This is a genomic window from Clostridium sp. AM28-20LB (assembly GCF_003480665.1).
In the GTDB taxonomy this organism is placed as follows: Bacteria; Bacillota; Clostridia; order Lachnospirales; family Lachnospiraceae; genus Otoolea; species Otoolea fessa.
The window spans coordinates 25,197-48,284 of sequence record NZ_QUJN01000006.1 but is presented as its reverse complement, the minus strand read 5'-3'; the positions used below and the strand labels follow the sequence as shown (position 1 = coordinate 48,284).

Annotated in this window: 23 protein-coding genes; 2 read left to right on the top strand and 21 right to left on the bottom strand. The window is 49.4% G+C overall.

Annotation, left to right across the window (positions count from 1 at the left end; genetic code table 11):
- Positions 1 to 31 precede the first annotated feature (31 nt).
- The 13 genes from DW739_RS11775 to DW739_RS11715 all read right to left on the bottom strand — a co-directional run bounded on the left by DW739_RS11775 (position 32) and on the right by DW739_RS11715 (position 14,777).
- A complete protein-coding gene (locus tag DW739_RS11775) occupies positions 32 to 1,315 on the bottom strand; it encodes a DUF5711 family protein (protein ID WP_107001745.1) in 1,284 nt (427 codons plus the stop codon).
- A gap of 72 nt (positions 1,316 to 1,387) precedes the next feature.
- Positions 1,388 to 2,698, bottom strand: a complete 1,311-nt coding sequence (locus DW739_RS11770; RefSeq protein ID WP_118293725.1) for a LysM peptidoglycan-binding domain-containing protein — start codon at positions 2,696 to 2,698, stop codon at positions 1,388 to 1,390.
- A gap of 191 nt (positions 2,699 to 2,889) precedes the next feature.
- The gene (gene yyaC / locus DW739_RS11765; RefSeq protein WP_107001747.1) at positions 2,890 to 3,489 is read right to left on the bottom strand and encodes a spore protease YyaC; all 600 of its coding nucleotides are present in this window, start codon (positions 3,487 to 3,489) and stop codon (positions 2,890 to 2,892) included.
- 215 nt (positions 3,490 to 3,704) lie between these two features.
- On the bottom strand, positions 3,705 to 4,799 hold the full coding sequence (locus DW739_RS11760) for a hypothetical protein (protein WP_117796611.1): 1,095 nt from the start codon (positions 4,797 to 4,799) through the stop codon (positions 3,705 to 3,707).
- Positions 4,800 to 4,844: 45 nt separating this feature from the next.
- A complete protein-coding gene (locus tag DW739_RS11755) occupies positions 4,845 to 5,111 on the bottom strand; it encodes a hypothetical protein (RefSeq protein WP_107001749.1) in 267 nt (88 codons plus the stop codon).
- Between the two features lie 150 nt (positions 5,112 to 5,261).
- Positions 5,262 to 6,065 carry a sugar phosphate isomerase/epimerase gene (locus DW739_RS11750; protein ID WP_233430282.1) on the bottom strand — a complete coding sequence of 268 codons (804 nt, stop codon included), beginning with the start codon at positions 6,063 to 6,065 and terminating at the stop codon, positions 5,262 to 5,264.
- A 78-nt stretch (positions 6,066 to 6,143) separates the two neighbouring features.
- A complete protein-coding gene (locus DW739_RS11745) occupies positions 6,144 to 7,292 on the bottom strand; it encodes an ABC transporter ATP-binding protein (RefSeq protein WP_107001750.1) in 1,149 nt (382 codons plus the stop codon).
- Between the two features lie 42 nt (positions 7,293 to 7,334).
- Positions 7,335 to 8,159 carry a carbohydrate ABC transporter permease gene (locus DW739_RS11740; protein ID WP_107001751.1) on the bottom strand — a complete coding sequence of 275 codons (825 nt, stop codon included), beginning with the start codon at positions 8,157 to 8,159 and terminating at the stop codon, positions 7,335 to 7,337.
- A complete protein-coding gene (locus tag DW739_RS11735; RefSeq protein WP_022360022.1) occupies positions 8,149 to 9,039 on the bottom strand; it encodes a sugar ABC transporter permease in 891 nt (296 codons plus the stop codon). The genes DW739_RS11740 and DW739_RS11735 overlap by 11 nt, the downstream gene beginning before the upstream one ends.
- Before the next feature lie 278 nt (positions 9,040 to 9,317).
- The gene (locus DW739_RS11730) at positions 9,318 to 10,685 is read right to left on the bottom strand and encodes an ABC transporter substrate-binding protein (RefSeq protein WP_107001752.1); all 1,368 of its coding nucleotides are present in this window, start codon (positions 10,683 to 10,685) and stop codon (positions 9,318 to 9,320) included.
- 429 nt (positions 10,686 to 11,114) lie between these two features.
- The gene (locus tag DW739_RS11725) at positions 11,115 to 12,464 is read right to left on the bottom strand and encodes a glucose-6-phosphate isomerase (RefSeq protein ID WP_118743102.1); all 1,350 of its coding nucleotides are present in this window, start codon (positions 12,462 to 12,464) and stop codon (positions 11,115 to 11,117) included.
- Positions 12,465 to 12,590: 126 nt separating this feature from the next.
- The gene (locus DW739_RS11720; protein WP_118743101.1) at positions 12,591 to 13,676 is read right to left on the bottom strand and encodes a hypothetical protein; all 1,086 of its coding nucleotides are present in this window, start codon (positions 13,674 to 13,676) and stop codon (positions 12,591 to 12,593) included.
- 402 nt (positions 13,677 to 14,078) lie between these two features.
- Positions 14,079 to 14,777: a 5'-methylthioadenosine/adenosylhomocysteine nucleosidase gene (locus tag DW739_RS11715; RefSeq protein WP_022360026.1), complete on the bottom strand. Its 699-nt coding sequence runs from the start codon at positions 14,775 to 14,777 to the stop codon at positions 14,079 to 14,081.
- 381 nt (positions 14,778 to 15,158) lie between these two features.
- On the opposite strand from DW739_RS11715, the gene DW739_RS11710 reads away from it, so the two are divergent.
- Positions 15,159 to 15,407, top strand: a complete 249-nt coding sequence (locus DW739_RS11710; protein ID WP_022360027.1) for a TIGR03905 family TSCPD domain-containing protein — start codon at positions 15,159 to 15,161, stop codon at positions 15,405 to 15,407.
- A 192-nt stretch (positions 15,408 to 15,599) separates the two neighbouring features.
- Here DW739_RS11710 and DW739_RS11705 read toward each other — a convergent pair whose 3' ends face one another.
- Together DW739_RS11705 and DW739_RS11700 are read right to left on the bottom strand one after the other, a co-directional pair.
- On the bottom strand, positions 15,600 to 16,136 hold the full coding sequence (locus DW739_RS11705; RefSeq protein WP_107001754.1) for a hypothetical protein: 537 nt from the start codon (positions 16,134 to 16,136) through the stop codon (positions 15,600 to 15,602).
- Between the two features lie 12 nt (positions 16,137 to 16,148).
- On the bottom strand, positions 16,149 to 16,988 hold the full coding sequence (locus DW739_RS11700; protein ID WP_107001755.1) for a DUF4367 domain-containing protein: 840 nt from the start codon (positions 16,986 to 16,988) through the stop codon (positions 16,149 to 16,151).
- A 175-nt stretch (positions 16,989 to 17,163) separates the two neighbouring features.
- On the opposite strand from DW739_RS11700, the gene DW739_RS11695 reads away from it, so the two are divergent.
- Positions 17,164 to 18,231 carry an undecaprenyldiphospho-muramoylpentapeptide beta-N-acetylglucosaminyltransferase gene (locus DW739_RS11695; RefSeq protein WP_107001756.1) on the top strand — a complete coding sequence of 356 codons (1,068 nt, stop codon included), beginning with the start codon at positions 17,164 to 17,166 and terminating at the stop codon, positions 18,229 to 18,231.
- A 100-nt stretch (positions 18,232 to 18,331) separates the two neighbouring features.
- On the opposite strand, the gene DW739_RS11690 is transcribed toward DW739_RS11695, so the two are convergent.
- The 6 genes from DW739_RS11690 to DW739_RS11665 form a co-directional block, all read right to left on the bottom strand.
- Complete coding sequence (locus tag DW739_RS11690) at positions 18,332 to 18,889, bottom strand: RNA polymerase sigma factor (protein ID WP_227589698.1); 558 nt, start codon at positions 18,887 to 18,889, stop codon at positions 18,332 to 18,334.
- A 10-nt stretch (positions 18,890 to 18,899) separates the two neighbouring features.
- Positions 18,900 to 19,322 (bottom strand): HIT family protein, encoded by a 423-nt coding sequence (locus tag DW739_RS11685; RefSeq protein ID WP_107001757.1) that lies wholly within the window; start codon positions 19,320 to 19,322, stop codon positions 18,900 to 18,902.
- A 215-nt stretch (positions 19,323 to 19,537) separates the two neighbouring features.
- Entirely contained in the window at positions 19,538 to 21,058 is a 1,521-nt protein-coding gene (locus tag DW739_RS11680) for a DUF6382 domain-containing protein (RefSeq protein WP_118743100.1), read from the bottom strand.
- Between the two features lie 13 nt (positions 21,059 to 21,071).
- Positions 21,072 to 21,464 carry a hypothetical protein gene (locus DW739_RS11675; RefSeq protein WP_117796600.1) on the bottom strand — a complete coding sequence of 131 codons (393 nt, stop codon included), beginning with the start codon at positions 21,462 to 21,464 and terminating at the stop codon, positions 21,072 to 21,074.
- On the bottom strand, positions 21,461 to 22,024 hold the full coding sequence (locus DW739_RS11670; RefSeq protein WP_117796599.1) for a prepilin peptidase: 564 nt from the start codon (positions 22,022 to 22,024) through the stop codon (positions 21,461 to 21,463). Before DW739_RS11670 ends, DW739_RS11675 begins: the two co-directional genes overlap by 4 nt.
- A 45-nt stretch (positions 22,025 to 22,069) precedes the next feature.
- On the bottom strand, positions 22,070 to 22,909 hold the full coding sequence (locus DW739_RS11665; RefSeq protein ID WP_118472975.1) for a hypothetical protein: 840 nt from the start codon (positions 22,907 to 22,909) through the stop codon (positions 22,070 to 22,072).
- Positions 22,910 to 23,088: the final 179 nt, after the last annotated feature.

The window sequence follows — 23,088 nt, the reverse complement described above, 5'->3', positions numbered from 1 at the left end:
ATGTATCTTAATTTTAAAAACTAAACGTGTGTTATTTGAGGCGGATCTCGCGCATCCGGTCGCCGCCGCTGATAATCAATGAATTGAACGCGCGGCCGCGTGTTACCTGCGCCACAGAGAAATCAAACTCCCCGGCAAACCGCTCCTTGCCGGACAGACTGTAGACCCGACAGGAATTTTCGTTATTTAGGATGACGAAATCGCCCTGTATATTTATGTTACGCCACGAATACGAGAAATCTGCCGTACCCATAGCGGTTCCATCGGATTTAAACATGCTCAAACGGCTCTCACTTCCGCCCTCGGTGTTGTCCGAGATGACCGCCACATAGTCCTTCGACCATGCCACGCCGCGGACTTCCCCGTCGATCTCCGCCTGGCGCACCAGCGCCGGGCTTGTTACATTTTCCAAAGAGAAAAATGCCACCTGATCATCCGCAAATGCACACGCGTGATCCTCGTCGAGAAACCGGACGCGCGGACAGATGCTGTCTCCCAGCTCATCAAAACCTCCGACCAGACGGTCTGGATAATTCTTTCCATATTCGGAGAAATTGTAAAATACAATCCGGTTTTTGAGTGCCCCGTCCTGCAGATACAGGTCGGAAAGCATGACCTGCGTACCATCCGGCGATAAGGAAACGTCCATCAGGTAACCATTTCCCGACATAACCGTCTTGATCGCCCAGTCAAGCTCGCTGCCGTCTTTCTTGAAAAAGGTCACATACGAAGCATTGCTGTCCTCCACCAGCGCCGCCACGATGCCGTATGCCGATACGCTGACGCGCAGGATCGGCAGAAGCGTCGTCGCCTGTCCCTGGCTTCCGGTCTTGTCCACAATATAAATATCATTGCCCTGCTGGTCCCCGATCACGGCATAATCGCCGTTGACATAGCAGATCGGTGATTTCAGCTCATAACTCATCGACCAGACTGCCTTGCCGGACTTGTCCAGATAGGAAGCTCCGTCCTTCGTGTATTTCAGGACATTTTCCCCAAACGGGACAAATTCCGTCGTGCTGCTCTCACTCGCCGCAATCTCTTTTTCCCACGCCACCGTATAGTCCGTGTAGGCATGGTTATCTTTATAATACATAAAACCAACCGCCAAAAGCGCCGCGATTAACACCGCCGTCAGCACCTTGCGGAGACGTTTCCGTCTGGAATGGCGCTCGGCTTTCTCCGCCACCTCTTCCTCATTTTCCCCGTGGCTTATGCCCCGGCGGGGAAACATGTCCTGCGTGGCGGTGTCGATCACACGCCCTCTCAGCTGCTTTTTCTTCTGTTCCCGTTCAATCGGGTTCATCTCACTCATTTTTTTATCTCCTGTAGCTGGACTGCCATCTTGATTATACACTATTTTAGATGGTTTGGCATTATCTTTTTGCTATTCTCCGGACACATCCGGCAGCACCAGCGTCTGCCCTGCGATAATGCGGTTTTCATCGGTCAGATGGTTGACTGCAAGGATATCGTCCAGATGACGGATATTGCCATAAAGCTTAAAACAGATCCCATAGAGCGTCTCCCCATCCCCGACCGTGTACGTGCCGCCGGGCTTCAAGTTTGTGACCGGATAGTCCTGTCCCGCCGTCGAATTGCCGCCCGGATTCGGCAGGTCGCGCTGTGCCTCCGGCTCCGGCAAAATGTACGGGGCTTTCGTCTCCGCCATTTTTCCGTCCTCTTCGCTCTGCCCGCCGGAAGCCTGTCCATTCTGTCTGCCTGCTATGGCAGTGCCCTCTGTGTCTCCATCCGCCGCGCTCTCAAGTGTCCATTTATGCGCCTGTCCTCCGTTTTGCGCTGTTGTTCCGTCTGCATCCACATCCGCGCCGGCCTCGCCGCTCTCAAGCGGCGTCACACTGCCGCGGAGCTGTTCCACCGTGACCGCCTCTTTCCCGTCCGCAGTGCCCCGCACACCATCCGGAAGGACGGATACCAGCACACTCTCCATCTCGCGCATTTTCTGGTAATTGCCGAAAAGCACCACGCCGCCGGCAAGCACCGCGACCGAAAGCACGCCGCACAGCGTCCCCAGCGCCCGGATCGTCCCGTAACGCGACGCCGCCTCCTGCTGCCGCTCTTCCATCCGGTTACGGAAATCGCGGATCACCCGATCGCCGGTGCCTGTCTCCACCCGGCGGGCGTCCTTCCGCAGAATCATATAATCCTGCATCATCTGGTTTTTCTCGTAGTATATATGATATCCTTTCAAACGGTAAAACCCGTCCTCCGACATCACATAGTATGCCGCCTCACCGTCCACGCCGCTGTTTATGTACATGAGCTGGTTTTTCCCACCGAAATACTGCTTGTGCAGCCGCCAGTAGGTCAGGGGACTTAACATACACCCCGGCGCGCCGCAGATAAACCACCCCTGCACGGTCTTTTTCGGAAATGTCTCCTCCATCCGCTGGTATGCCTTTTTCCATGCCGCCTCCGAAAAGACAATCTTCTCCCCGGACGGCACAACCTCCTCCATCTCCAGCGCCCCGTCCACAAAGAGGCACGGAACCTCCTGCTGTGGATCCGAATTTCCGAGCAGCAGCCCGACCCGGAGTCCCGGTCCGCCGGATGGATATACCTGTTTCAAATACGTGTTTACATAATCTTCCACATACAACCGGACCACCTCATCCCGCTCGCCGATCTGCCGGATATTTTTCGGCAGTTCTGCGCGGGAACCAGAATATTCTCCCATATGTTCACCCCACTATGATAGATTCTCCTGAAACCGGGTCTGTACTTGCTTCCATGATTTGATTGCTGCACCGTGCAGCATTTTCAGTGCTGAAAATACCTGCTCAAATACAGTAACATGATTTTCCGTAATTTCAGGAGTATGATGAATTTCTTTCCGCCTATCATAACGCCGATTGCATGCAAAATTTGTCAAACGGAGGCAGCATCCAGGCAAAAATTTTCGACAAGCCCGATCCCCGCGCTGATGCAGTCTGCCAGCTGCATGACGAGTGCCAGGCGGATACTCTGCAGCATCATCGGATCGTAATGGCTGCAGCCCGCCACGATCCCGGTGATAAAGAGATCTCCGACCGCGTGAAGCTCCTTGCAGACGCCAAGCCCCGGCTTTAAAGCCCCACGCCCCAGCGTGACATAGCCGACGTGGCTTTCATCGCCAACCGAGGCATCGACCGCCACCACCAGCGCATCCGGGTACCCATTTTTTAAAACCTGCACGTAATGTTCCAGGTTCATCGCGTGCACGGGGCGATCAAGTGTTCCGAATACCAGCGTACCGCGCCGCCGTTCCTGTTTGAGTTTATATCCGATCAACGGTCCCAGACTGTCTCCGGTCGAGCGATCCGTGCCGATGCAGAGGAAAACCAGTTTCTTTTTATGCCTTCGGGTCATTTCTTCCTGAATCAGCCCACTTAACTGCCCTGCCAGCTCTCCCACCGCGTCCCGGCGGGCTGAATTGTAGTAATATATCTCCGGACTGCCACCGAACCGGCTGCGTCCCCGTCTGTTCATCTCCCACACCGTCCTGTTTTCTCCCTGCCTGTTGGACAGGGGTTGTTTTACCTTTATTATAGGCGGGGTGGCAGGAAATTATGCGAAAATTGAAGGATATATACACGGACGAAAAAAGATGTGACAGAAGGCAGCTTTACAGCGCCCGGTGTCACATCTTTTTTCTGGTTGTTCCTATATCTAATTATTTATTTTTATGAAATAATTTCCACAGTTTACTTTCCGCCGCGTTCGCGGTACTCTGCGATGACCTCGCTTAAATTAACGGCTGTGCTGTTATCCAGAATATGTTTTAGCGCGTCCAACTTTTCTGGATTCAGAAATTCCTTGCCTAAGTAGCACTCGTAGGTATCTGTGATAAAGATTCTCTTTTCCTTGATTACCGTCTCGGTATAGTGCAGGCGGCTCTCGACCTCCTGATGGCCTTCTTTGAGTTGTTCGAGCTTTGCACGGCTGTTGCTGGTGATCTCATCGGTCAGGATGGTTTTTGTCACATTTTCGAAGGTGTTTAATGCGTCCTTTTTCTTCTTCGCCGTCTCCTCCAGATCCTGCTCCATCTGGGAGATCTCATCGTCGTATTTTTCCAGATCGTAGAGCGCTTCACTGCGATCCCGACGGATCGAGGAGGTGATCACCGCGATCTTGCGGTTGTTCGCCGCGATCAGACTGCGGATCGAACGTCCTTCCTGCAGCGCCGCCAGATGGCGATCCTTCGTCCAGTTTCCAATCAGGATATACAGTCCGCCAAAAACAACCACATCCACGCCGTAGATCATCGCCAGGTATAAAGTCTTCTGTTCTGGAAGCAGCTTGTAGATGCCGCACGGGATCAACAGGAAACAGATCGCAAAGGTAATCAACACCGTCAGAAATTCTTTGAATCCCCTCGGAAAATACAGCGCATAGTACAGTGGGCTTTTGCAGACAAATGGAACACGATCCGACTGGAACAGCGTCCGCATCCGCACGGCAAGCTCTCGGTTGTGCGCGTGAAGCTCCTGCGTTTCTTCCTTAATCCGCTCCTTGATGCCCTGGTTTTTCGCCTTTTCGCGGCGTGTCCGCGTGCGTTTCAGCTTATCCTGCAGCTTCCCAAGCTCATCGTCATAGCTTTTTTCAATCTCATCCCGGCGCTTTTTCACGGTCGAATTCACGGCATCCGCCACCGCTTTCCGCTCCGTCTCCAGCACGCGCAGACGCTTTTTCTCTTCCTGAGCAAGCGTCTCCTCCTGTTTTTCAAACTCCGCCAGCTCCACCACTGCCTGTCTGGCGTCTTCCAGAAATGTTTTCACATCCGTTATCGCCTGTGCCATCTCGCCCCTCCCGGTCTTTGTCTTTTTGTAACGGCTGCCTGCCCTTTATTCTTCCAGCACCTGTATCTCCAGATAATCGAAATCGATGCTCTCGATAAAGTTGTCCTGGGTAAAACGCGCCTTATCGTGGCGTTTGAACTCCTCGATCGTCTTATCCAGCCAGACCGGATGCCCCAGATCAAAGGCATAGCAAATCTGGTCGATCGCGTCAAACACCATCGCCGTTCTCGACATTGTATAATCACCGTTGCTGATCACAATATCCCTAAGCATCCGGTTTTCCTTCATCATTTTTCCCCAAAGACGAAACATCCTGCCGTTCCTTTCCCGCTGTCAAATTTCATTTTTACCGTGTCCGGATGTTCTCTCCGGACATCTTTTCTCACAATCTTATGTCCAGTATATCAGCTTTTTTAAGAGTTGACAAGGCGGGGCTTTTCGGCAAAATTCACTGCCACTGTGTCATCGTGCAGCACTTCCCATTTTCAAAAGAAACTGCAGATCGTCCTCAATCCCCCGCACATTTCCAGAAACATCCATCGCATACTCCATGACCCACTCGGCATCCGGCGTCGCCTGCTTTGCCAGTTTTAAGAAGCCGTCAAAATCAAGTGTTCCCTCATGAATCCTCTGATGGCTGTCGTGGACACCGTCGTTGTTGTGGAGATGGTACGCCACAATCTGGTCCGCCAGCGCGTTTACGACCCGCTTAAGCGACCAGCCGTTCGCCCAGGCGTGCCCGATGTCGATAAGCACTGCATACTGTTCCCGGCGGCACAGATCGATAAATTCCTGCTCATCGAAGAGACGGTTTCCGCGCTCCAGAACTCCGGCATTCTCCACGACCACCTGGGTTCCCGCCTCCTCACACAGCTGTTTCACGGTGTAATAATTTTCACAGGAAACGCGGACGCGGTCTTCCTTCTCGCCCGGTATGATGCGGCAGTTGTTGTGATGATAAACGAGATATTTGCTTGAAAGCTCTTTCGCATACGAAAGCGTCTTTTCAAGCAGCTCCATCGTGCGCGCATACTCTACAGTCCCCTCCGCTGCCGAATGCTCTGCCTGATAATATGGACCATGGAAACTGACCGGGACTTCCTTTAAGAGCGGCATGGCGTCCCGCAGGTTCTTCTCAAAGCATTCCTCATGAAACATCGGGAACACCTCGACTCCCACCTGTCCCGGAAACCGTTTGAGGTACGGAAGAACCTGACCGAACTCGCTGCCTTTATACATATTAGTACTGATAAGAATTTTTCTCATGATTGCATGTCTCCTCTTCAAAATATACGTTCAGAATCTTGTTTTGAAAACACTTTTTTCGCTCTATTATCTCTATTCTTACTGGGCGATCGCCTTTTCCAATTTCGGCACCGCCAGCTTTTCCTGTGCGCGGATCACCATCTCCGGGTAACCGAGCGATTTCTCCGTCCCGCGTTCAAACAGATGCAGCTTTTCCGTCTCCACATGGATGTATACCTTCTCACCCGGCTGCGGAATCTCGCCCTCGCGGATGGCAATCAGCTCGTTCTTGTCTCCCTCAACCTGAATATAAACACCGTACCGGTTTCCGTAATCCTCCACGTAACGGACCACGCCCTCGATCGACCGCTCCTGCGGGGTGCGGCTCATCATCACGTGTTCCGGGCGGACACCGGCGTACAGCAGTCCCGACGGGCACTGCGCGGCGATCCGCTGCCAGATACCCGGAAGTTCTACCTTCTGTTTCCCGATGACAAGCGCCCCGTTATGATATTCCGCCTCCACGATATTCATGGACGGCGAACCGATAAACTTCGCACAGAACACGCTTGCCGGACGATTGTACACGTGTGACGGGGTATCGAGCATTTCCATCTTGCCCCGGTACATGAGCGCGATCCGATCGCCAACCGTCATCGCCTCGATCTGGTCGTGCGTAACATAGACTAACGTCGGGTGGTACATTTCATGGATTTTTACCAGTTCTTTTCTCGCACGCATCCTAAGCTGTGCATCCAGGTTTGACAGCGGCTCGTCCAGAAGGAAATAGTCGGCGCGCTTTACCACGGCTCTCGCCAATGCCACTCTCTGGCGCTGTCCGCCGGAAAGCTCCTTCGGCTTCCGATCCTCCAGCCCTTCCAATTCCAGCATTTTGAGGACTTCTTTTAAGCGCGCATTGATCTCGTTCTCATCCATCTTGTGCGCTTTTAAACCATATATGATATTATTCTTGACGCTCATATGCGGAAACAGCGCATAGTTTTGAAACACCATCGAGACACCGCGCTCGCCGCACGGCACATCATTTACCACCTGGTCGCGCATCCATAGGTTTCCGGCAGTCACATTTTCCAGTCCCGCAATCATGCGAAGTGTCGTCGATTTTCCACAGCCGGACGGACCTAATAAAATCAGGCGTTCGCCCTCCTTTACCTCCATGCAGAGGTCCTCCACGACCACATTTTTGCCATACGCTTTTTTAACATTTTCAAATACAATATTTTTCATCGAATTAATCTATCCCTTTCTTATGTCCAGCGCAATCTCCCGTTATCCCTTCAATCCAGACGCCGCAAATGTATTGACGATATAGCGCTGGAAAATGATATACAGTACCAGCGGAATCAGCATCGTGAGCACCGACACCGCCATCGCGATCGTAAATTCCGTACCGCCCTCGGCACTGATGTACATCTGCAATGCCAGCGACAGCGTATAATTTTCCTTGGATTTTAAGATCAGCACCGGCCACACATATTCATTCCACGAATTGATAAAGAAAATGATGCCGGTGGAAATGATGGACGGACGCACCAGCGGAATCACAATGTCGCGCATGATTTTCATGTGCCGGATATTTTCCATCCGCGCCGCCTCAATGAGTGCCAGCGGGATTCCACGCATTGCCTGGCGCAGCAGGAAAATTCCCAGCACATCCGCCAGCTGCGGCAGTGCGACGCCCCAGATGCGATCGCGCAGACCGATCTTAGAGATCAGAAGATAATTTGGAATCATCGTGACCGTAAACGGGATGAACAGCGTGCTTAACATAATAAAATACAAAAATCCTTTTCCCTTAAACCGGAAATAGACGAACGCATACGCCGCCAGAAGTCCCGTGATTGTCTTAAAAATCGTGACCGTCGATGCAATCAGAAACGTATTCAGCGTGATTTTCACAAACGGCAGTTTGTCAAATACATGCCGGTAATTTTCCAGCGTCGGATGCAGCGGAATCACCTGAAAAACTGTGTTGAACGCCTCCTGCATCGTCTTGAAAGAGTTGGAAATTGCAAATACGATCGGCATAAGAAGGAGGAAAACGACCACCACCAGAAACAGATGCCAGCCGATCTGTCTGTCTTTAGTTTTCATAGTAAACCCCCTTTTCTACAAACCGGAATTCCAGCACCAAAAGAATGATAAAGAGTGCCATCGTCATGACCGATACCGCCGAGGAAGTTCCTGTTTTATAGAGTGTAAACGCCTCATGGTACGACATATAAATCAGGTTCGAGCTGGCATAGTTCGGTCCTCCCTGTGTGACGACCTTGATCGGCGTGAACACATACTGGAGTCCCTGCACGATCGTCGTAATAAACACATAGATCCCAGTTGCAGAACTCATCGGCACGACGATATCCTTAAAAATCTTCCACATCGGCACATTTTCCAGACGCGCCGCCTCGATGACCTCCATTGAGACACCGGAGACGCCCGCCAGAATGTTGATGAAATTGTAGCCAAACGTCTTCCAGGTCGTGATAATGCACAGTACCGCGATGACCCAGCCCTCCGTTTTCGACCAAAACGGCAGTTTCAGCCCAAACCAGCCTGCCACAATCGCGACCGGACCCGAAATCGGATTCAGAATCCATGTATACAGAATCGAGCCGACGACCAGCGAAATCACACTCGGCAGGAAAAAAACCGCCTTGTAAAAACTCTGTCCCTTTTTGATGACGCACGAAAGAATGAATGATAAAATGTACGGCATCACAAAGTTAAACACCAGAAGAATCACGATGTACCAGAATGTATTGCCAAAGATTTTCCATGTATTCGGATCCTTCAAAACGGAAATATAATTCCCCAGTCCCACAAACTTCTTGACCGGCTTTACCATGTTCCACTCAAAAAAACTCAAATACAGCGTGTAAAAAAGCGGATAAAACATAAATACCGCAAACATGACGAGCGACGGCAGCAAAAAAACATATCCAAGCGCTGCCTGTTTTTTGTCCTCCCGATTCAAACTATTTCCTCCATTCTAATGTACTATCGGAATCTTTCGGCGCCTGCCCAGCCACAACAGCAGGTGTTGGAAAGACCCTGAGCCTGCATTTTATGAAGGGGCTGCCGCCAAACAGCTCTTTCGCGCTCCGGCCGCTTCCTGCGTCTTATCTGCACGCAGTCCATTCTGCCAAAACACGTTCTGCTATTCCGCAACAACCCCATTCTCATTTCTGTCCTAAATTTTGTAATGATTTTTCTGCCACCCGAAAGCTGTTCCAAGCGTCAGGCTGCCTGTCCCTACTGTGCATCCAGCAGCTGGTTGATCGCATCCTGTGTGCTCGTCATACCATCTTTCGCAGATACCTGACCGCCCAGAATCTGGTCTCTCATATCCAGAAGAAGCTGCTCTGCCTCAAGGCCTGCATCGCCCGGGAATGCGGTCCATGATACAACGCCGTCCATCTGCTCAATCGCTGCATTCATCATTGTGTTCTCAGCCAGAAAATCTTTCAATCCATTTTCTGCCTCTGCCACATCTTTTCTCGGCGGTACATAACCGGTTCCCTCGGTCCATGCTGCCATTGATTCTACGCTGTAAAGATACTTTTCAAACTCCCATGCCGCCTGAATCTGCTCGTCGCTCTGCGCGGTGATGGCTAAGAAACAGCCGCCTGCCGGAACCTTGCGCTCCTTGTCGTTCCACAGCGGGGATTTCACAGTTGCTACGTCAAACTGTGCCCCCTTCTGTACGGAAGCGCGTCTCGCAATGGTGGTGTAAAGCATCGCGCAGTTGCCGTCGATAAAGCTCTGGCAGCCCTCTTCCCATGAAACATGAAGGGCAGAACCATCTTTTACCATATCCTGCATCATTTGCATTGCCGCAATGCCGTCCTCGGTTGCAAAGCTTGCTTTTTTCTTGCCGGATGCATCCGCAGTCAACATATCCGCTCCCGCGCTCTCAACCAATGCCTGCTGCGCCCAGAAGTCTGCCGGTTCCTGCATATAGAAACCATATTTTCCTGTCTTCTCTTTGACTGCCTCGGCAAATTCCTGTACTTCCTGCCAGGTCTCCGGTCCATCTTCGGAAAGGCCCGCTTCTTTTAAGAGATCTTTATTAATGTAGAGAACCGGGCTGCTTAAGGAGTACGGGATTCCGACCTGCTCGCCGTTGCTGTTGACTGCCAGGTCTAAGACATTTGGAAGGAAATTGTCGGTTAAGAAATTTGCATCCTCGCTGTCGAATTTATCAATCGCATCCTGCGGCGCCACATAGTCAAAGTTATTGGAGAAATAATCCAGAAATGCCCAGCCAATCTGAACAAGCGCCGGTGTATTTCCGGTCGCCGCTTCCGCCTGCAGGTTCTGCATCAGACCTTTGTACATATCCGGGTTGTATTTCGCTACTACCTCGATGTGGTCATTTTCCTCATTAAATTTCTTTACCAGATCGTCTACGACCAGACCTCCCTGGGTTTCTGCGTTACAGTGCCAGTATTCAATCACCGTTTTATCGCCGGATGCCGTCTTCTCTGCCCCGCTCTCTCCGGACGCGATCTGTGTGTCGCTGCTTCCTGTCGCCGAGCTGGATGCCTGGCTGCATCCTGCCATCAATGTCATCGTGCCTGCCATCGCAAGCGCCATCAGACGTCTCATACTTACCTTCATTCGTTCTCCTCCTGCTGCGGTGTCCCATCTCCCAGTCTCTCTTACCTTGGAACCAGCCATCTATGTCAAAATCGTGATCGGGAGTCCTTTGCCGCGCTTCTCTTCTGTCAAATCACTTGTGCTGTGTCCAGATTCTATCTTAAAGATGGTCTGTAAAATGCAGGAGGCGATTTATGTAAAAATTATCTATAATTTTTGAAAATTGTTTTTTCGAGGTTCTGCGGCATAAAAGAATGTGCCTTTTTGTGTAATGGGGAATTCCAAGAAATTTCCTATTACACACAAAAAACGCCTCTATCAGTTTTTGCTGATAAAAGCGTTTTTTATTCTATGTTCCGTTTTCTATTTTTAGATCCGGGCTGCAGTTTCCTTCATGAAACATGCCAGAGTGAACGCCGCAGAACGCATATTCTTTTACAGACCTGCCCCTTACAGTCTCTTAAGCAGCGCCTCTCTCGCTTCCTCATAGCCCGGTTTGCCAAGCAATGCAAACATATTTTTCTTATAGCTCTCTACGCCCGGCTGGTTGAACGGATTGACGCCCAGAAGGTATCCACTGACGCCGCAGGCAAATTCGAAGAAATAGAAGAGCTGTCCTAAGCTGTACGCATCCATCGCCGGGATCGTCACTTTCAGGTTCGGCACACTGCCGTCGGTATGTGCCAGAATCGTGCCGTTCATCGCACTCTTGTTGACGAAATCCACGCTCTTGCCAGCCAGATAGTTCATACCGTCCGTGTCAACATCTTCTTTCTTCAAAATGATCTCCGCCGGAGATTCAGCCACTTCCAGAACTGTCTCAAACATGATTCTCGCGCCGTCCTGGATGAACTGACCCATCGAATGAAGATCGGTCGTTAAATCAACCGCTGCCGGGAAAATACCTTTCTGATCCTTGCCCTCGCTCTCGCCGTAGAGCTGTTTCCACCACTCCGATACATAGTGCAGGCTCGGCTCATAGTTTGCCACAATCTCGACCTGTTTGCCCTTCCGGAGCAGAATGTTGCGGACCGCCGCATATAACAGAGCAGAATTCTTCTCAAACGGAGTCTCCAGTGCATTCTTTCTCGCGTCTGCCGCGCCCTGCATCAACGCATCTATATCCGCGCCGCTGACCGCGATCGGAAGCAGACCGACTGCCGTCAGGACGGAGAAACGACCGCCAACATCATCCGGAACCACGAAGGACTCGTAGCCCTCTTCATTTGCCAGATTCTTGAGTGCGCCCCGCGCCCGGTCTGTCGTCGCGTAGATTCGCTTGTTTGCCTCTTCTTTACCATACTTCTCAATCAGCATCTCCTTAAATACACGGAATGCGATCGCCGGCTCCGTTGTCGTACCGGACTTGGAAATAATATTGATAGAGAAATCTTTTCCATCGACCAAATCCATCAGATCATGGATGTATTTGCTGCTGATGCTGTTGCCAACGAAGTAAATCTCCGGTGTTTTTCTTTTTTCTTTCGGAAGATTATTGTAAAAACTATGGGACAGGAACTCGATCGCCGCTCTTGCGCCCAGATACGAACCGCCGATACCGATTACCAGCAGGGCATCGGAATCCTTCTGAATCTTCTCCGCCGCTTTTTTGATGCGTCCGAACTCTTCCTTATCATAGTCCACCGGAAGGTCGATCCATCCAAGAAAATCATTGCCCGCGCCGGTCTTTTCTACCAGCGTCTCTCTTGCCGCCTGCACGCCCGCCTTGATACCGGCGATCTCTTCCTCATGAATAAATGCAGCTGCTTTTGAATAATCAAAGATCACATCTTTTCCCATATGTTTCCTCTCCTTTGCATTTCAGCCGTCCGCAGGCGGCGTGATTACTTTGTCAAAAACTTAACTTATCTTTATTATAGCAATCTGGACACCCGTGTGCAACCAGTTTTCAGTTGGAATCATCATTTACAACCCCGATAAATACTCCCTCATAATATCCCCCAGAACCTGCGCCTCCTCGCGGCTCAAACCTTTCATCCAGTCACCCGCATTTGCCTCGCCATTTCGTGTTTTCCGCGTATCCCGGCTTGCTGCAATCTGGTCGAGGCTCTGCTTCAAATACTCCATTTCCTTGTCGCCGGGACGCTCCTTCGCTTCCTGCCTGGGACCCGTATTGTTTTCCGTTTCATTTCCTGATACCATCCGGCGATCCGTAAGATGCCCATCTGTCTCATGCTTGTCCCGTTCCTCCGGTTCGCGCGGTGCAGTGCGAACTGCCCGCATCAGATTCTGTGCCCGTGCATCCCGCTCACGGAACGGATTCACTCTCATCGCTGTCCGCGATTTTCCTTTTTCAAACTCCGTTTCTCCCAGATCCCGGTTATCCGTTTCAGCACCATCCCGACCACTCACGCCGCGATCTGCCCGCGGAGTACTCTGCAGCCATTTCGGCATTTCCCGCACATTCGAGTCCACGCCAGCAATTCCGCCGGATACACCAGAAGCTCCGGACATTTCCTGTCCGCGTGTCTCCTTCTCACGTGCCGCCCGAAGAAACACCGAATTATCCACATACTCCAAAAGCGCCGTTTCCAGCCGCTGCTGTTTCTGGTCAATCTGGAAACAGCTCTCGATAAATGCCAGAAACAGACCGCTCATGACAGCTGCCGACGCATACAGCACAATATAGCTCGCATCCAGCTCATACCAGTATGCCAGAAATGCCTCCGCTGCTCCGGTCAGAAGCCCTAAAAGCACCATTTCCATTGACACGCCGTTCCACGCATCCAGCGAAATATGTAAAAATGAAAATCCGTCAATCTGCTTGTCCAGATATGCCTGCGTGTTCACGATGTTCTGTCCCAGGCGGCAGGTATTTTCCAACCGCTGCTTCAGATTTTGAAGATTCTTGTTCCGGGTCATCGCCATGTTGTCAGTTTCTTTTAATAATCTTTTGTAGAGGCTCCGTGTAATCAACTTGCTGACAAATCCGATCATTCCGATTGCCGCAAGAACGGACAGCGCTTTTCCAGTTTGTAAAAATTCCAGCATAAAAAAGCTCCCCTTTCTCTACTTCCGGATCACTTCCGGGTGGCTTGCCACAGGTCAGGTTTAGGCGCTTCGCAGTTTATCTCTTGCAATTTGCTTTTTACAATCTGCTTTTTGCATTCTGCTTTTTGCGCCTGTCAAATCCCGCCTGCATCGTGGCTTTATTATATCCGCCGAAAGAGTCTTTGTGAAGATGAGAAAGGGGAAAATCGTTCGTCAAATTCTGCCTTAATTCGATTTTTAATGGGTGTTTAAGCATGCAATATCATTAAATTATACCATATGTTTCCACATATGGCAAACACACGTTCTGTATTTTGCAAAAAATTTGGCACACCTAACTCATCACGAAAGTAACGAGAATGCGGTGTGCCGTTTTTCAAATTTTCGTGCTTATGAATTTAATTATGCCTCATAACGAGATGCCATCTCTAATAAGAGGTTTACCGAATGCTTGATCGCCTGCGCTTCAAATGCCGCATAGTCCATACCCGCACTGTCATCTGCCTTATCCGAAATGGCACGGATGATCAGGAACGGGATTCCGTTTAAATATGCCGCCTGTGCGATCGCTGCGCCCTCCATCTCGGTACAGCTTGCGCTAAACTGCTCGATCAACCACTCCTTTTTTGCCTTATCCGAGATAAACTGATCGCCGCTTACCACGCGTCCCGGAAATGCCTGAATCTCCGGATTTACCTTCTGGTTGCACTCAATCGCCAGCTCGCGCAGCTTCTCATCCGCCTCAAATGCAAAGGTATCTACACGCGGAATCTGTCCGATCCGGTATCCGAATCCGCTCGCATCCATATCATGCTGCACCGCATCCGTCGATACAACGATATCGCCAATGTTGATCTCTGCACGCAGGGAACCGGCGATACCTGTGTTCACAATCGCACTGATATGGAACCGATCCGCCAGAATCTGACTGCACATACCTGCATTTACCTTGCCGATACCAGAGCGAACCACAACTGCGTCCTTTCCGCCCAGTTTGCCCTGATAAAAATCCATACCGGCTACACTTGTCACGGTAACATCCGTCATTTTCTCCTTGATCTGAGCCACCTCTTCATCCATCGCTCCGATGATTCCTAACATCTGTTTGCCCTCCTGTTTTTCTGTTCTTTATTCTTCTGCCTTTCTTTTATAGATTTATAGAAAAAGAAATTCTTACTATTTGATCTTCTGCGCTTATACCCCTGCATCTCTTTCCTCAAATCCATTGGCTGACTCGGCTCTACAGTCAGTGTGTGCCTGCACCATCATTTTCCATTTGAAAATCGTTCATTTACTTTATAATAGCGCAGCCGCATCGTTACCATGTATACCTTGTACAAACAGTAACACCGTATCTTTTCATGAGTATACTGGATTTTTGTTATCTTGACAACACCTTTACTGGCAGACTATAATCATTTTACTGCGGTGGATTCCCGCCACAGCAGATTAAAACACATACCATTTTGAGGAGGTTTTACCATGACATACAAGACAAAGGGAGTCTGTTCCCGTGAGATTAATTTTGAAGTAGAAGATAATAAAGTAAAGAATGTGCAGTTCGTCGGCGGCTGCTCCGGCAACACACAGGGCGTTGCCCGCCTGATCGATGGCATGGATATTGACGAGGCAATCTCCCGCATCGAAGGCATCCAGTGCGGCTTCCGCCCAACTTCCTGCCCGGATCAGCTGGCACAGGCGTTGAAGGAGTATAAGGCGAACGTGAAATAGGAATCTTTGAGGAGATTCTTTCACGCCTGTTGGCATAATGAAAAACCGTTTAAGAACCCCCACCTGAAAACATCTGGAATTTTGAATCCAAAAATTCCTGGATGGTTGCAGGTGGGGGTATTTATGTGATCGCTTTTTTCATACTATTTAGTATTGTAAATATAGATTTAGTAACACGGTCCCCGTTTAGAATTAGTCGCCGTATTCGGTGATTTTGATTCCATCTGTTTTGGTCATGAAAGACTGCCCTTTTCCATTTGATTCAACGTAATGGACGCCAACCACTCTATAATAATAACCCGTCTTTTGATTTTTCACAGTAAATTCATTTGTCATTCCTGATAAATCTTCTGTTGGAAAATCTTCTTTTTTGGCATCATATATATATCTTGAAACCTCCACCCATTTACCGTCCTCTTGTCTTTGCAGTATTGCAATATTTTTGATTTTATCACACTCTACATGCGCTAATGTTTCGATAATAATTCCAATATCTCCCTTTCCCAAATTACTTATCTGAACCGTTGCTGTATCAATGATACTTCCTCTCTGTTCTATACCTTTTGCAATTCCTTCTGCGGATCCATCTTCCAAAAAATATGAATCACTATAATCAGCTGTTTCGATCGAAACCCCATTAACATTCGTCAATTCCGCTGCATTAGCCTGCATTGGTATTGCTGCCATCATAACTGCCGCACAAATAAATGAAACTAATTTTTTTCTCATAAACCCTCCGTACTACTTCTCTAAATACATATTTTCTACTATTTTCTTAAACTCTTTTTGAGGCATAATTCCTGAAATTTGATAGTATGTAGCCCCCTTTATCACTATGGAGCTATATTCCATTTCTCCACTATCTATTTTAGCCTGTTGAATATTAATATCTTCATTCAAAAGGTCATTATGCACTTTCATTGCTTTTTTTCGATCAGAAATAATATTGGTTGAATTTCCGCCATCCCGAAACTGTTGAATTATCTTTACCCTATATTTATCATATTCAAAATACATTACAACTCGGGTACTTGCTATATCTGTTTTAATATAATGCATTTTTTCAGGTATATATGCAAATCTAATCGCTTGGATTTTGGTCTTTTTCGCTATTTCTGTGTATGCTTTTTCTAATGCATCTTCTGTTTGAATCATATCCACATTATTCAATACAATATCACTCCGCACACTCCCCTCTTCTCTAACCACATACCGATACTCCCTCTTCGCCCCAGCCGAAATCCCCATCGCCACAACCATCACTGCGATAGCGGCGGCTGCTACAGAGACTTTCACAATCGTTTTCAGCCGGCGTGGTTTGCGAGCTTCTTCGTGCAGTTTGACAATGTTCTCGCTGGATGATTCTTTTTCACTTTCCGGGCTTGTTCCCACCTCCGCTTCTAACTTTGCCATCAACCTCTCAAAGCCGTCTTCTGGTTCTGGAGGTATGTCGCTGTCTTTTACTTCCGTCTGTGCAAGGATAAAATCCTTCAACAGCTGATCTTCGCTGACTCCAAACGCTTCCTGCAGCAGGCGCTCTGCATCTTCTCCAGCTTTTTTTCCGCGCCGGCTTCTGCTCACTTTTTATCCCTCCTCTCTGTCCTCGTCCTAACTTTTAGGTTGACTTTTCTTTTTTTCCGTTTACTATACTAAATGTAACCCTTTGCGGGTATGATAAAGCATAAAAACAGTTGTTTTCAGGTTATGGTTGTCCCCTCACACCGTAACCAGCGGCTGATGTGTGGAGGAAACTACTATGAAAAAAATCATTCTGACCGGCGGTGGTACTGCAGGTCATGTTACACCGAATCTCGCCCTGCTTCCGGCACTGCGCGAGGAAGACTTTGAGATTCACTATATTGGTTCTTATAACGGCATTGAGCGCCGCCTGATCGAGGCAGCCAGCATCCCTTACGATGGAATCTCATCGGGAAAACTGCGCCGTTATTTTGACCTTAAGAATTTTTCAGATCCGCTTCGCGTTCTGAAAGGATACTTTGAGGCTCGCAAGCTTATGAAAAAATACAAACCGGATATCGTCTTTTCCAAAGGCGGTTTTGTCGCTGTTCCGGTCGTTCTGGCTGCCAAGCATTATAAAGTGCCTGTCATCATCCATGAATCCGATATGACCCCAGGACTGGCAAATAAAATCTGTATTCCAGCCGCTTCTAAGGTATGCTGCAACTTTCCGGAAACACTTAAATATCTTCCGGAAGATAAGGCGGTTCTGACCGGTTCCCCGATCCGTGAAGAGCTTCTGCACGGGGATCGTCTGGCGGGACTCCAGTACGCCCATCTTTCTGCCGATCTCCCAGTAATTCTGATCATCGGCGGAAGTCTCGGCTCCGTCACGGTCAATCAGGCTGTCCGCGGCATTCTTCCGCAGCTTCTGAAAACCTATCAGGTAATACATATCTGCGGAAAAGGCAATCTCGATGAGTCTCTCATCGGCACCGAAGGATATGTTCAGTATGAGTATGTGGATAAACCACTCCGCCATCTCTTTGCAGCGGCAGATCTGATCATCTCCCGCGCGGGTGCAAATTCCATCTGCGAAATTCTGGCACTCCGCAAACCGAACATTTTGATCCCTCTGTCGGCTGCTGCCAGCCGCGGCGACCAGATCTTAAATGCCAACTCCTTTGCAAAACAGGGATTCAGCACCGTTCTGGAAGAAGAAGTTTTAACCGCAGATACTCTCAGCCAGGCAATCGAAGAGACCTATAAAAATCGCCAGCAGTTCATTGATAAAATGTCTGAAAGCCACTTAAACAATGCTGTCAAAACCATCATGGGGCTGATTCATGATTGCACACGCAGTTAGTAGCATTGCTACGTTTGTATAGTACAAGACTAAAACACTGAATATGTAAGCTTATCATCACATCGGACAGATTCGAAACGGCTCTGCTTCGATGTGATTTTTAAATATCAAACAGCTTTGCCCTCAACACGCGCTTCTGCAATTCTGCTTTTGCCCTGTAAAGACGTGTACAGCATACCGTTGATTTGATTTTCAAAACCGCACAGGCTTCTTCCGCCGTCAAGCCCTCCAGAACACGGAGAATCAAAACATCCCGCCAGTCCTTCTTCATAGATTTGACAATCTTCCATACGTTCCAATAGATATCCCTATCGATAACCTCCTGATCCAGAAGCTGAATTCCTATCTCCCCTTCCAAAAGAAGGTTCATAATCTCTTCTTCCGCATCCGGATCTTCCAGATGCAGCATCTCGCGGCGCCGCATCTGCCTCCGGTTATCGATCCACTTGCTCCGTAAAATGCGGATCAGTAAAACCAACTTTACTTTATGATCCAGATCTAACGAATAGCGCTTGTAATATTCAATGAAAGCTTCATGCACCATATCCTCAATGTCATCGTACCCTACTCCAATTCTATACGCATATTTCTTCAGCGGTACCAGGTACTCTCTGTAAAGCGCTTCAAAAAGCGCCATTTTTTCATTCTCATGGTGCATATCCAAACTCCTATCGCGTCAGTTCTTCGCGGATGGAGCTGCTAATTTCTGCCAGCTCTTCCGGCGTTGCTTTTCCTGGCGCCCATGTCACCATATCCGGTCCATTTTCATATCTCGGAATAATGTGTACATGGAAATGAAAAACAGTCTGTCCTGCGGATATGCCATTGTTCTGAACCACATTGAAACCCGTGCAGCCCAGTGCTTTCTTCATCGCCGCACCAATCTTTCCAGCTAATGGAAGAGCTTTGGCCGCAATCGCCGGATCCAGCTCACATAAATCTTTGAAATGCTGCTTCGGCAGAATCAGCGCATGTCCCTTCGATGCCGGTCCTAAATCCAGAATCACACGAAAATCGTCATCTTCATAAACCGTTGAGGATGGAATCTCTCCGCCAGCGATCTTACAAAAAATACATTCTTTGTCTGTCATGTCGGTCTCTCCTTCTCTCTATGCTTCTCCATTCCCTGGAAAAGCGGTATTTTCTTTTGTCACTTGGCTTGAAACTTCCATGTCAAGTGCCTTTATTATAGCATATCCCCATGGCTTGTTCTATGTAAATTTGCAGAAACGCGAAATTGATGTACTTGCAAAATAATTCACATCAATTTCGTGTTTTTGGTTATTATTTCATATTTTCAGACAATTTATCGGTGTTCCCAAAATTTATATCCGACATCCGCCAAATAAATGGAATCCCCATTCCCCAAACTGACTGTTTCATTTGCCTGAAGCGGATAGCCATTGACCGATGTTCCATTGGTTGAATTGAGATCTGTCAGAATGTATACGCCCTCCTTCTGATCGATCCGCGCATGAAGACGGCTGACGGTCGGACGGTCAATACATGCGTCCGACAGCCCCGGATGTTTTCCAAGTGTAAATGGAATATAGGAAATCTGAATCACTGTTCCTCCGGCTTCCACCGGCTCTAAGCGCACCGTTCCTTCCCCATTCTTTGAGGCAGACAGAAGCGTAGTCCCCGCTTCTCTCGCCCGCTCTATCTGTGCTTCTTCTTCTCTTCGAAGTTCCTGCCGATAAGCTTCTTCACTCTCCGGATAGACCTGCCAGCGGTTTTCAGGCGTTGTCTGATGCCAGTCTTGATATGATAGATCCACCTCCGTGCTTTCCTCTCTATCCTCTCCCTGACCTCGATTTTTCTTCCTGCCACCATATACCTGCCATTTTCTACGGGCTGCCAACGTCTCCCTCAAAAACACGATTCCCCCGATGCCGCCGCTGATTGCATACAGCCATACATCCATTTCTCCTGTCACGTACCAATACACAATGCCAGCTGCCACCACGCTTCCAAGTACCTTTATCCACCTGTTCTGCCATTGTCCCTTTTGTTTTCCACCTGCCCTTTCAGACTTTTCCCCCACTTCATCTGAATTCTCTACCGACTCCAGGTTCTTTTTCGTCGTTTTCTCCTGATACAACGCTTCCTGCCTATATTTCCAATCCTTCCTGGCTGGCGTTTGAGTGTCAAAAGCCATTTTCCCAGATCCAGATTCCAACGTATCCCTCCGATTTTGCTCCGCTTCAAGCCACTCCTGCCGATCCGCCCACACTCCCGCCGTCTCAGGATCCCCCTCATCCTCGTTTCGTTTTTCTGCCGAAAAGATCCGATCTTCCCCCGAAAGCTGGCGCAGCAGATCTGCCGTTCCGTAATTCTCCCGCAGACTAATCTGGTACAGATTATAAGCTAATACAACAGCCTCCCGATCCTGATGATCCGCACGTTCCAGAAGATACCCCAGCAGTTTTGAGAGCGCCTGCGGCGCCTCTTCCCGATGCCCCGGAACCAGACATAATTCCACAGTAAAATGATCGGGTTCCAGATACAGATATTCCGGATCCAGCAAAAGCTGTTCCTCTTTTAACAGGTACTCTTCCACCCGCTTCAGAACCGCCAACACACCAAGCAGAATCGACCGGAGTTCTTGTCCCGACAAGGTCCGCTTTTCCAACACCCGTCTAAGTGGCTGTCTCGACGTTATCTCATAATAATATTCTCTCGCCTCCTCCGTCTGGCGGACCCGGAACTTCAAAAGCCCTTCGATGGCATTCGCCGACAGCATCTGTACCGCATAGCCCGTTTCTTCCTCCGGCGCTTCGATTATCATATAATTATGATTCATTTCCCGGCTGTACCGAATCTCCATCCCGTATCCTCCATCACTCTGCATTTTCCAACACTGTCAGCAAACGGATCGCCCGCTCCGGCTCCTGTCCGCGCAGGGATATCTCCGTCTCTGTACTGCTCTTTACCCTTCCGTCCAAGTCTCCCCCATCTTCCCGGATCGTCAAAACTGCATCTCCGCACCGGAAGAATCCATGCAGGCGCTGTCCAGCTCTGCTGCTTATCTCCCCCACAGTCATTCCATCTCCCCGCAACGTTTTTTCCTCCCGATACAGGCACCATTCCATCGCCTCCTGCAGGACAAAACGCCCCGTAATCCTGCCATGCACCTCAAACACTCCATTTAACAGTGCCGCGATAAAAAAGAATGCAACCGCCATCACAAACGAGGCTTCCACCGTATAACTGGCAGAAACCTCCCGCTTCATCCAAGAGATGCTATCAGCATCCAAATCCACACCGGAAGCACACACGGCAGAAATGGCAACTTCTTTTTCCGCATTTTCTCCCATAGACCATTCCCCTTTCCGCCAAGCAGTGCCGTAAGCATCCAGACACCTCCTGCCAGACTGCTCACAAATACAGCTCCCATCAAAAGTTCAAGCGTCCGCCATCCCCCCAGATAGCACCCAGTGATCAGAAAAAAGCAGCCATCTCCCAGTCCGACCGCACCTTTCGTCTGCCGCTCCATCCAGAACAAAAAAATCCCCGGCAGCATTCCCAAAAGCCATACCGTTATCTGCAACACACTTTTTTTCCAATCCCATCCATCTTTTATAACCGACAGCACACACCGTATCATCGTAAGCGCCATTCCTGCCGTTCCAAATCCATATAGCCAGCTTACGCGTATCCGTTTTCTATGAAAATCCTGCCAGGAAAAGACCATCAGAAAAAGTGAAAAAACAACCGCACAGAGGAAACATACTGCACTTTCCAAATCCATCCGCGTAAATCCCATGAAACTTATCTCTGCACTGTTTTCCATCACTCCGCCCTCTCACCCCTCCTTGATTCTTTCCGCCATCCGCACCTATCCACTTCCACAGTATGAACACACCCCCATATATTCCACCTCTGATCGCCGCACCTTCTGCACATAATATGCCAATGACGAACAGTCCTGCTTTCCATGGTAAACCTCGCCGGACGGAAGAATATACACCAGACCTCCCGCCGACACCGTCTTTCCACAGTATCTGCAAGCCTTATAACGGCATCCCCCGCTGTTTCTAAGCACCCCCGAAATTACATCTGCATACGCAGCCGCGGTGATCTGATTCGATATATAATGGCACGAAGGTGAGAGATGGTAGCGCGTACTGTCCCGCCCCACATAGACCCATTTTTCCTCCGGTTCTGAAGCGTTTTTCTCTGAGAAATACCCGCCTTCCGCCCCAATCCATCCCCGCTTCCGGCTCCGGGAAGTAAGCGTCACATGGTCAAGCGCAAATACCGAGAACGGCAGCCGCACCTGATAGGAGGCGCGCAGGTCAATCCATTCTCCATCTTCCGATACGCGGCTGGCACCACACTGGATATTGGACACTTTGTTCCCGCCCGCTGTCTGAATCTTCTCCTTTAAATATCCCTGCAGGATAAGCCCGGACGGAAGTTCTGACCAGCCCCCCGTTCCCTTTTCTTCTGCCTCTGCCGCTTTTCCCGCCTCCATTTCTGCCGGATGCACCGTATGGGATGTCCGATACACCTGCCATCCCAGTTCCCGCCCCGTCACTTCCAGCACCGTCTGCACCTTTCTCTGAGTATCCAGTATTTCCATCGGAACTGACAGGAGAATCACCGTAAACATAAACAATGTCAGACTAAGCGCCGCCTCAATCGTCAGGCTCGCACACAGGGAAGCAGAGGACAATGCCCTTTTCCAGGGTCGTTTTGTTACTTGGGCTCTATGCCGCCGAAGGACAGGTATCCAGACCGCACAGATACTTTCATTTATTCGTTTTGTTAGGTTAGTTGTCATCATCTTTTTTACTGGCTTTCTTTATGTACTTGGAGAGGCACATTCACTTGCATCATCTCCTGAAAAAGGAC

What these genes read in the sequence shown, in the direction of transcription:
- DW739_RS11760 (WP_117796611.1), bottom strand. Translation starts at nt 4,799, where the DNA reads ATGGCACAGGCGATAACGGATGTGAAAACATTTCTGGAAGACGCCAGA.
- DW739_RS11715 (WP_022360026.1), bottom strand. Translation starts at nt 14,777, where the DNA reads ATGTTAGGAATCATCGGAGCGATGGATGAAGAGGTGGCTCAGATCAAG.
- DW739_RS11710 (WP_022360027.1), top strand. Translation starts at nt 15,159, where the DNA reads ATGACATACAAGACAAAGGGAGTCTGTTCCCGTGAGATTAATTTTGAA.
- DW739_RS11670 (WP_117796599.1), bottom strand. Translation starts at nt 22,024, where the DNA reads ATGGAAAACAGTGCAGAGATAAGTTTCATGGGATTTACGCGGATGGAT.
- DW739_RS11680 (WP_118743100.1), bottom strand. Translation starts at nt 21,058, where the DNA reads ATGGAGATTCGGTACAGCCGGGAAATGAATCATAATTATATGATAATC.
- DW739_RS11770 (WP_118293725.1), bottom strand. Translation starts at nt 2,698, where the DNA reads ATGGGAGAATATTCTGGTTCCCGCGCAGAACTGCCGAAAAATATCCGG.
- DW739_RS11740 (WP_107001751.1), bottom strand. Translation starts at nt 8,159, where the DNA reads ATGAAAACTAAAGACAGACAGATCGGCTGGCATCTGTTTCTGGTGGTG.
- DW739_RS11755 (WP_107001749.1), bottom strand. Translation starts at nt 5,111, where the DNA reads ATGTTTCGTCTTTGGGGAAAAATGATGAAGGAAAACCGGATGCTTAGG.
- DW739_RS11685 (WP_107001757.1), bottom strand. Translation starts at nt 19,322, where the DNA reads ATGACAGACAAAGAATGTATTTTTTGTAAGATCGCTGGCGGAGAGATT.
- yyaC (WP_107001747.1), bottom strand. Translation starts at nt 3,489, where the DNA reads ATGAACAGACGGGGACGCAGCCGGTTCGGTGGCAGTCCGGAGATATAT.
- DW739_RS11705 (WP_107001754.1), bottom strand. Translation starts at nt 16,136, where the DNA reads ATGAGAAAAAAATTAGTTTCATTTATTTGTGCGGCAGTTATGATGGCA.
- DW739_RS11750 (WP_233430282.1), bottom strand. Translation starts at nt 6,065, where the DNA reads ATGAGAAAAATTCTTATCAGTACTAATATGTATAAAGGCAGCGAGTTC.
- DW739_RS11690 (WP_227589698.1), bottom strand. Translation starts at nt 18,889, where the DNA reads ATGCACCATGAGAATGAAAAAATGGCGCTTTTTGAAGCGCTTTACAGA.
- DW739_RS11730 (WP_107001752.1), bottom strand. Translation starts at nt 10,685, where the DNA reads ATGAAGGTAAGTATGAGACGTCTGATGGCGCTTGCGATGGCAGGCACG.
- DW739_RS11720 (WP_118743101.1), bottom strand. Translation starts at nt 13,676, where the DNA reads ATGCTGGAATTTTTACAAACTGGAAAAGCGCTGTCCGTTCTTGCGGCA.
- DW739_RS11745 (WP_107001750.1), bottom strand. Translation starts at nt 7,292, where the DNA reads ATGAAAAATATTGTATTTGAAAATGTTAAAAAAGCGTATGGCAAAAAT.
- DW739_RS11775 (WP_107001745.1), bottom strand. Translation starts at nt 1,315, where the DNA reads ATGAGTGAGATGAACCCGATTGAACGGGAACAGAAGAAAAAGCAGCTG.
- DW739_RS11695 (WP_107001756.1), top strand. Translation starts at nt 17,164, where the DNA reads ATGAAAAAAATCATTCTGACCGGCGGTGGTACTGCAGGTCATGTTACA.
- DW739_RS11675 (WP_117796600.1), bottom strand. Translation starts at nt 21,464, where the DNA reads ATGAAGCGGGAGGTTTCTGCCAGTTATACGGTGGAAGCCTCGTTTGTG.
- DW739_RS11725 (WP_118743102.1), bottom strand. Translation starts at nt 12,464, where the DNA reads ATGGGAAAAGATGTGATCTTTGATTATTCAAAAGCAGCTGCATTTATT.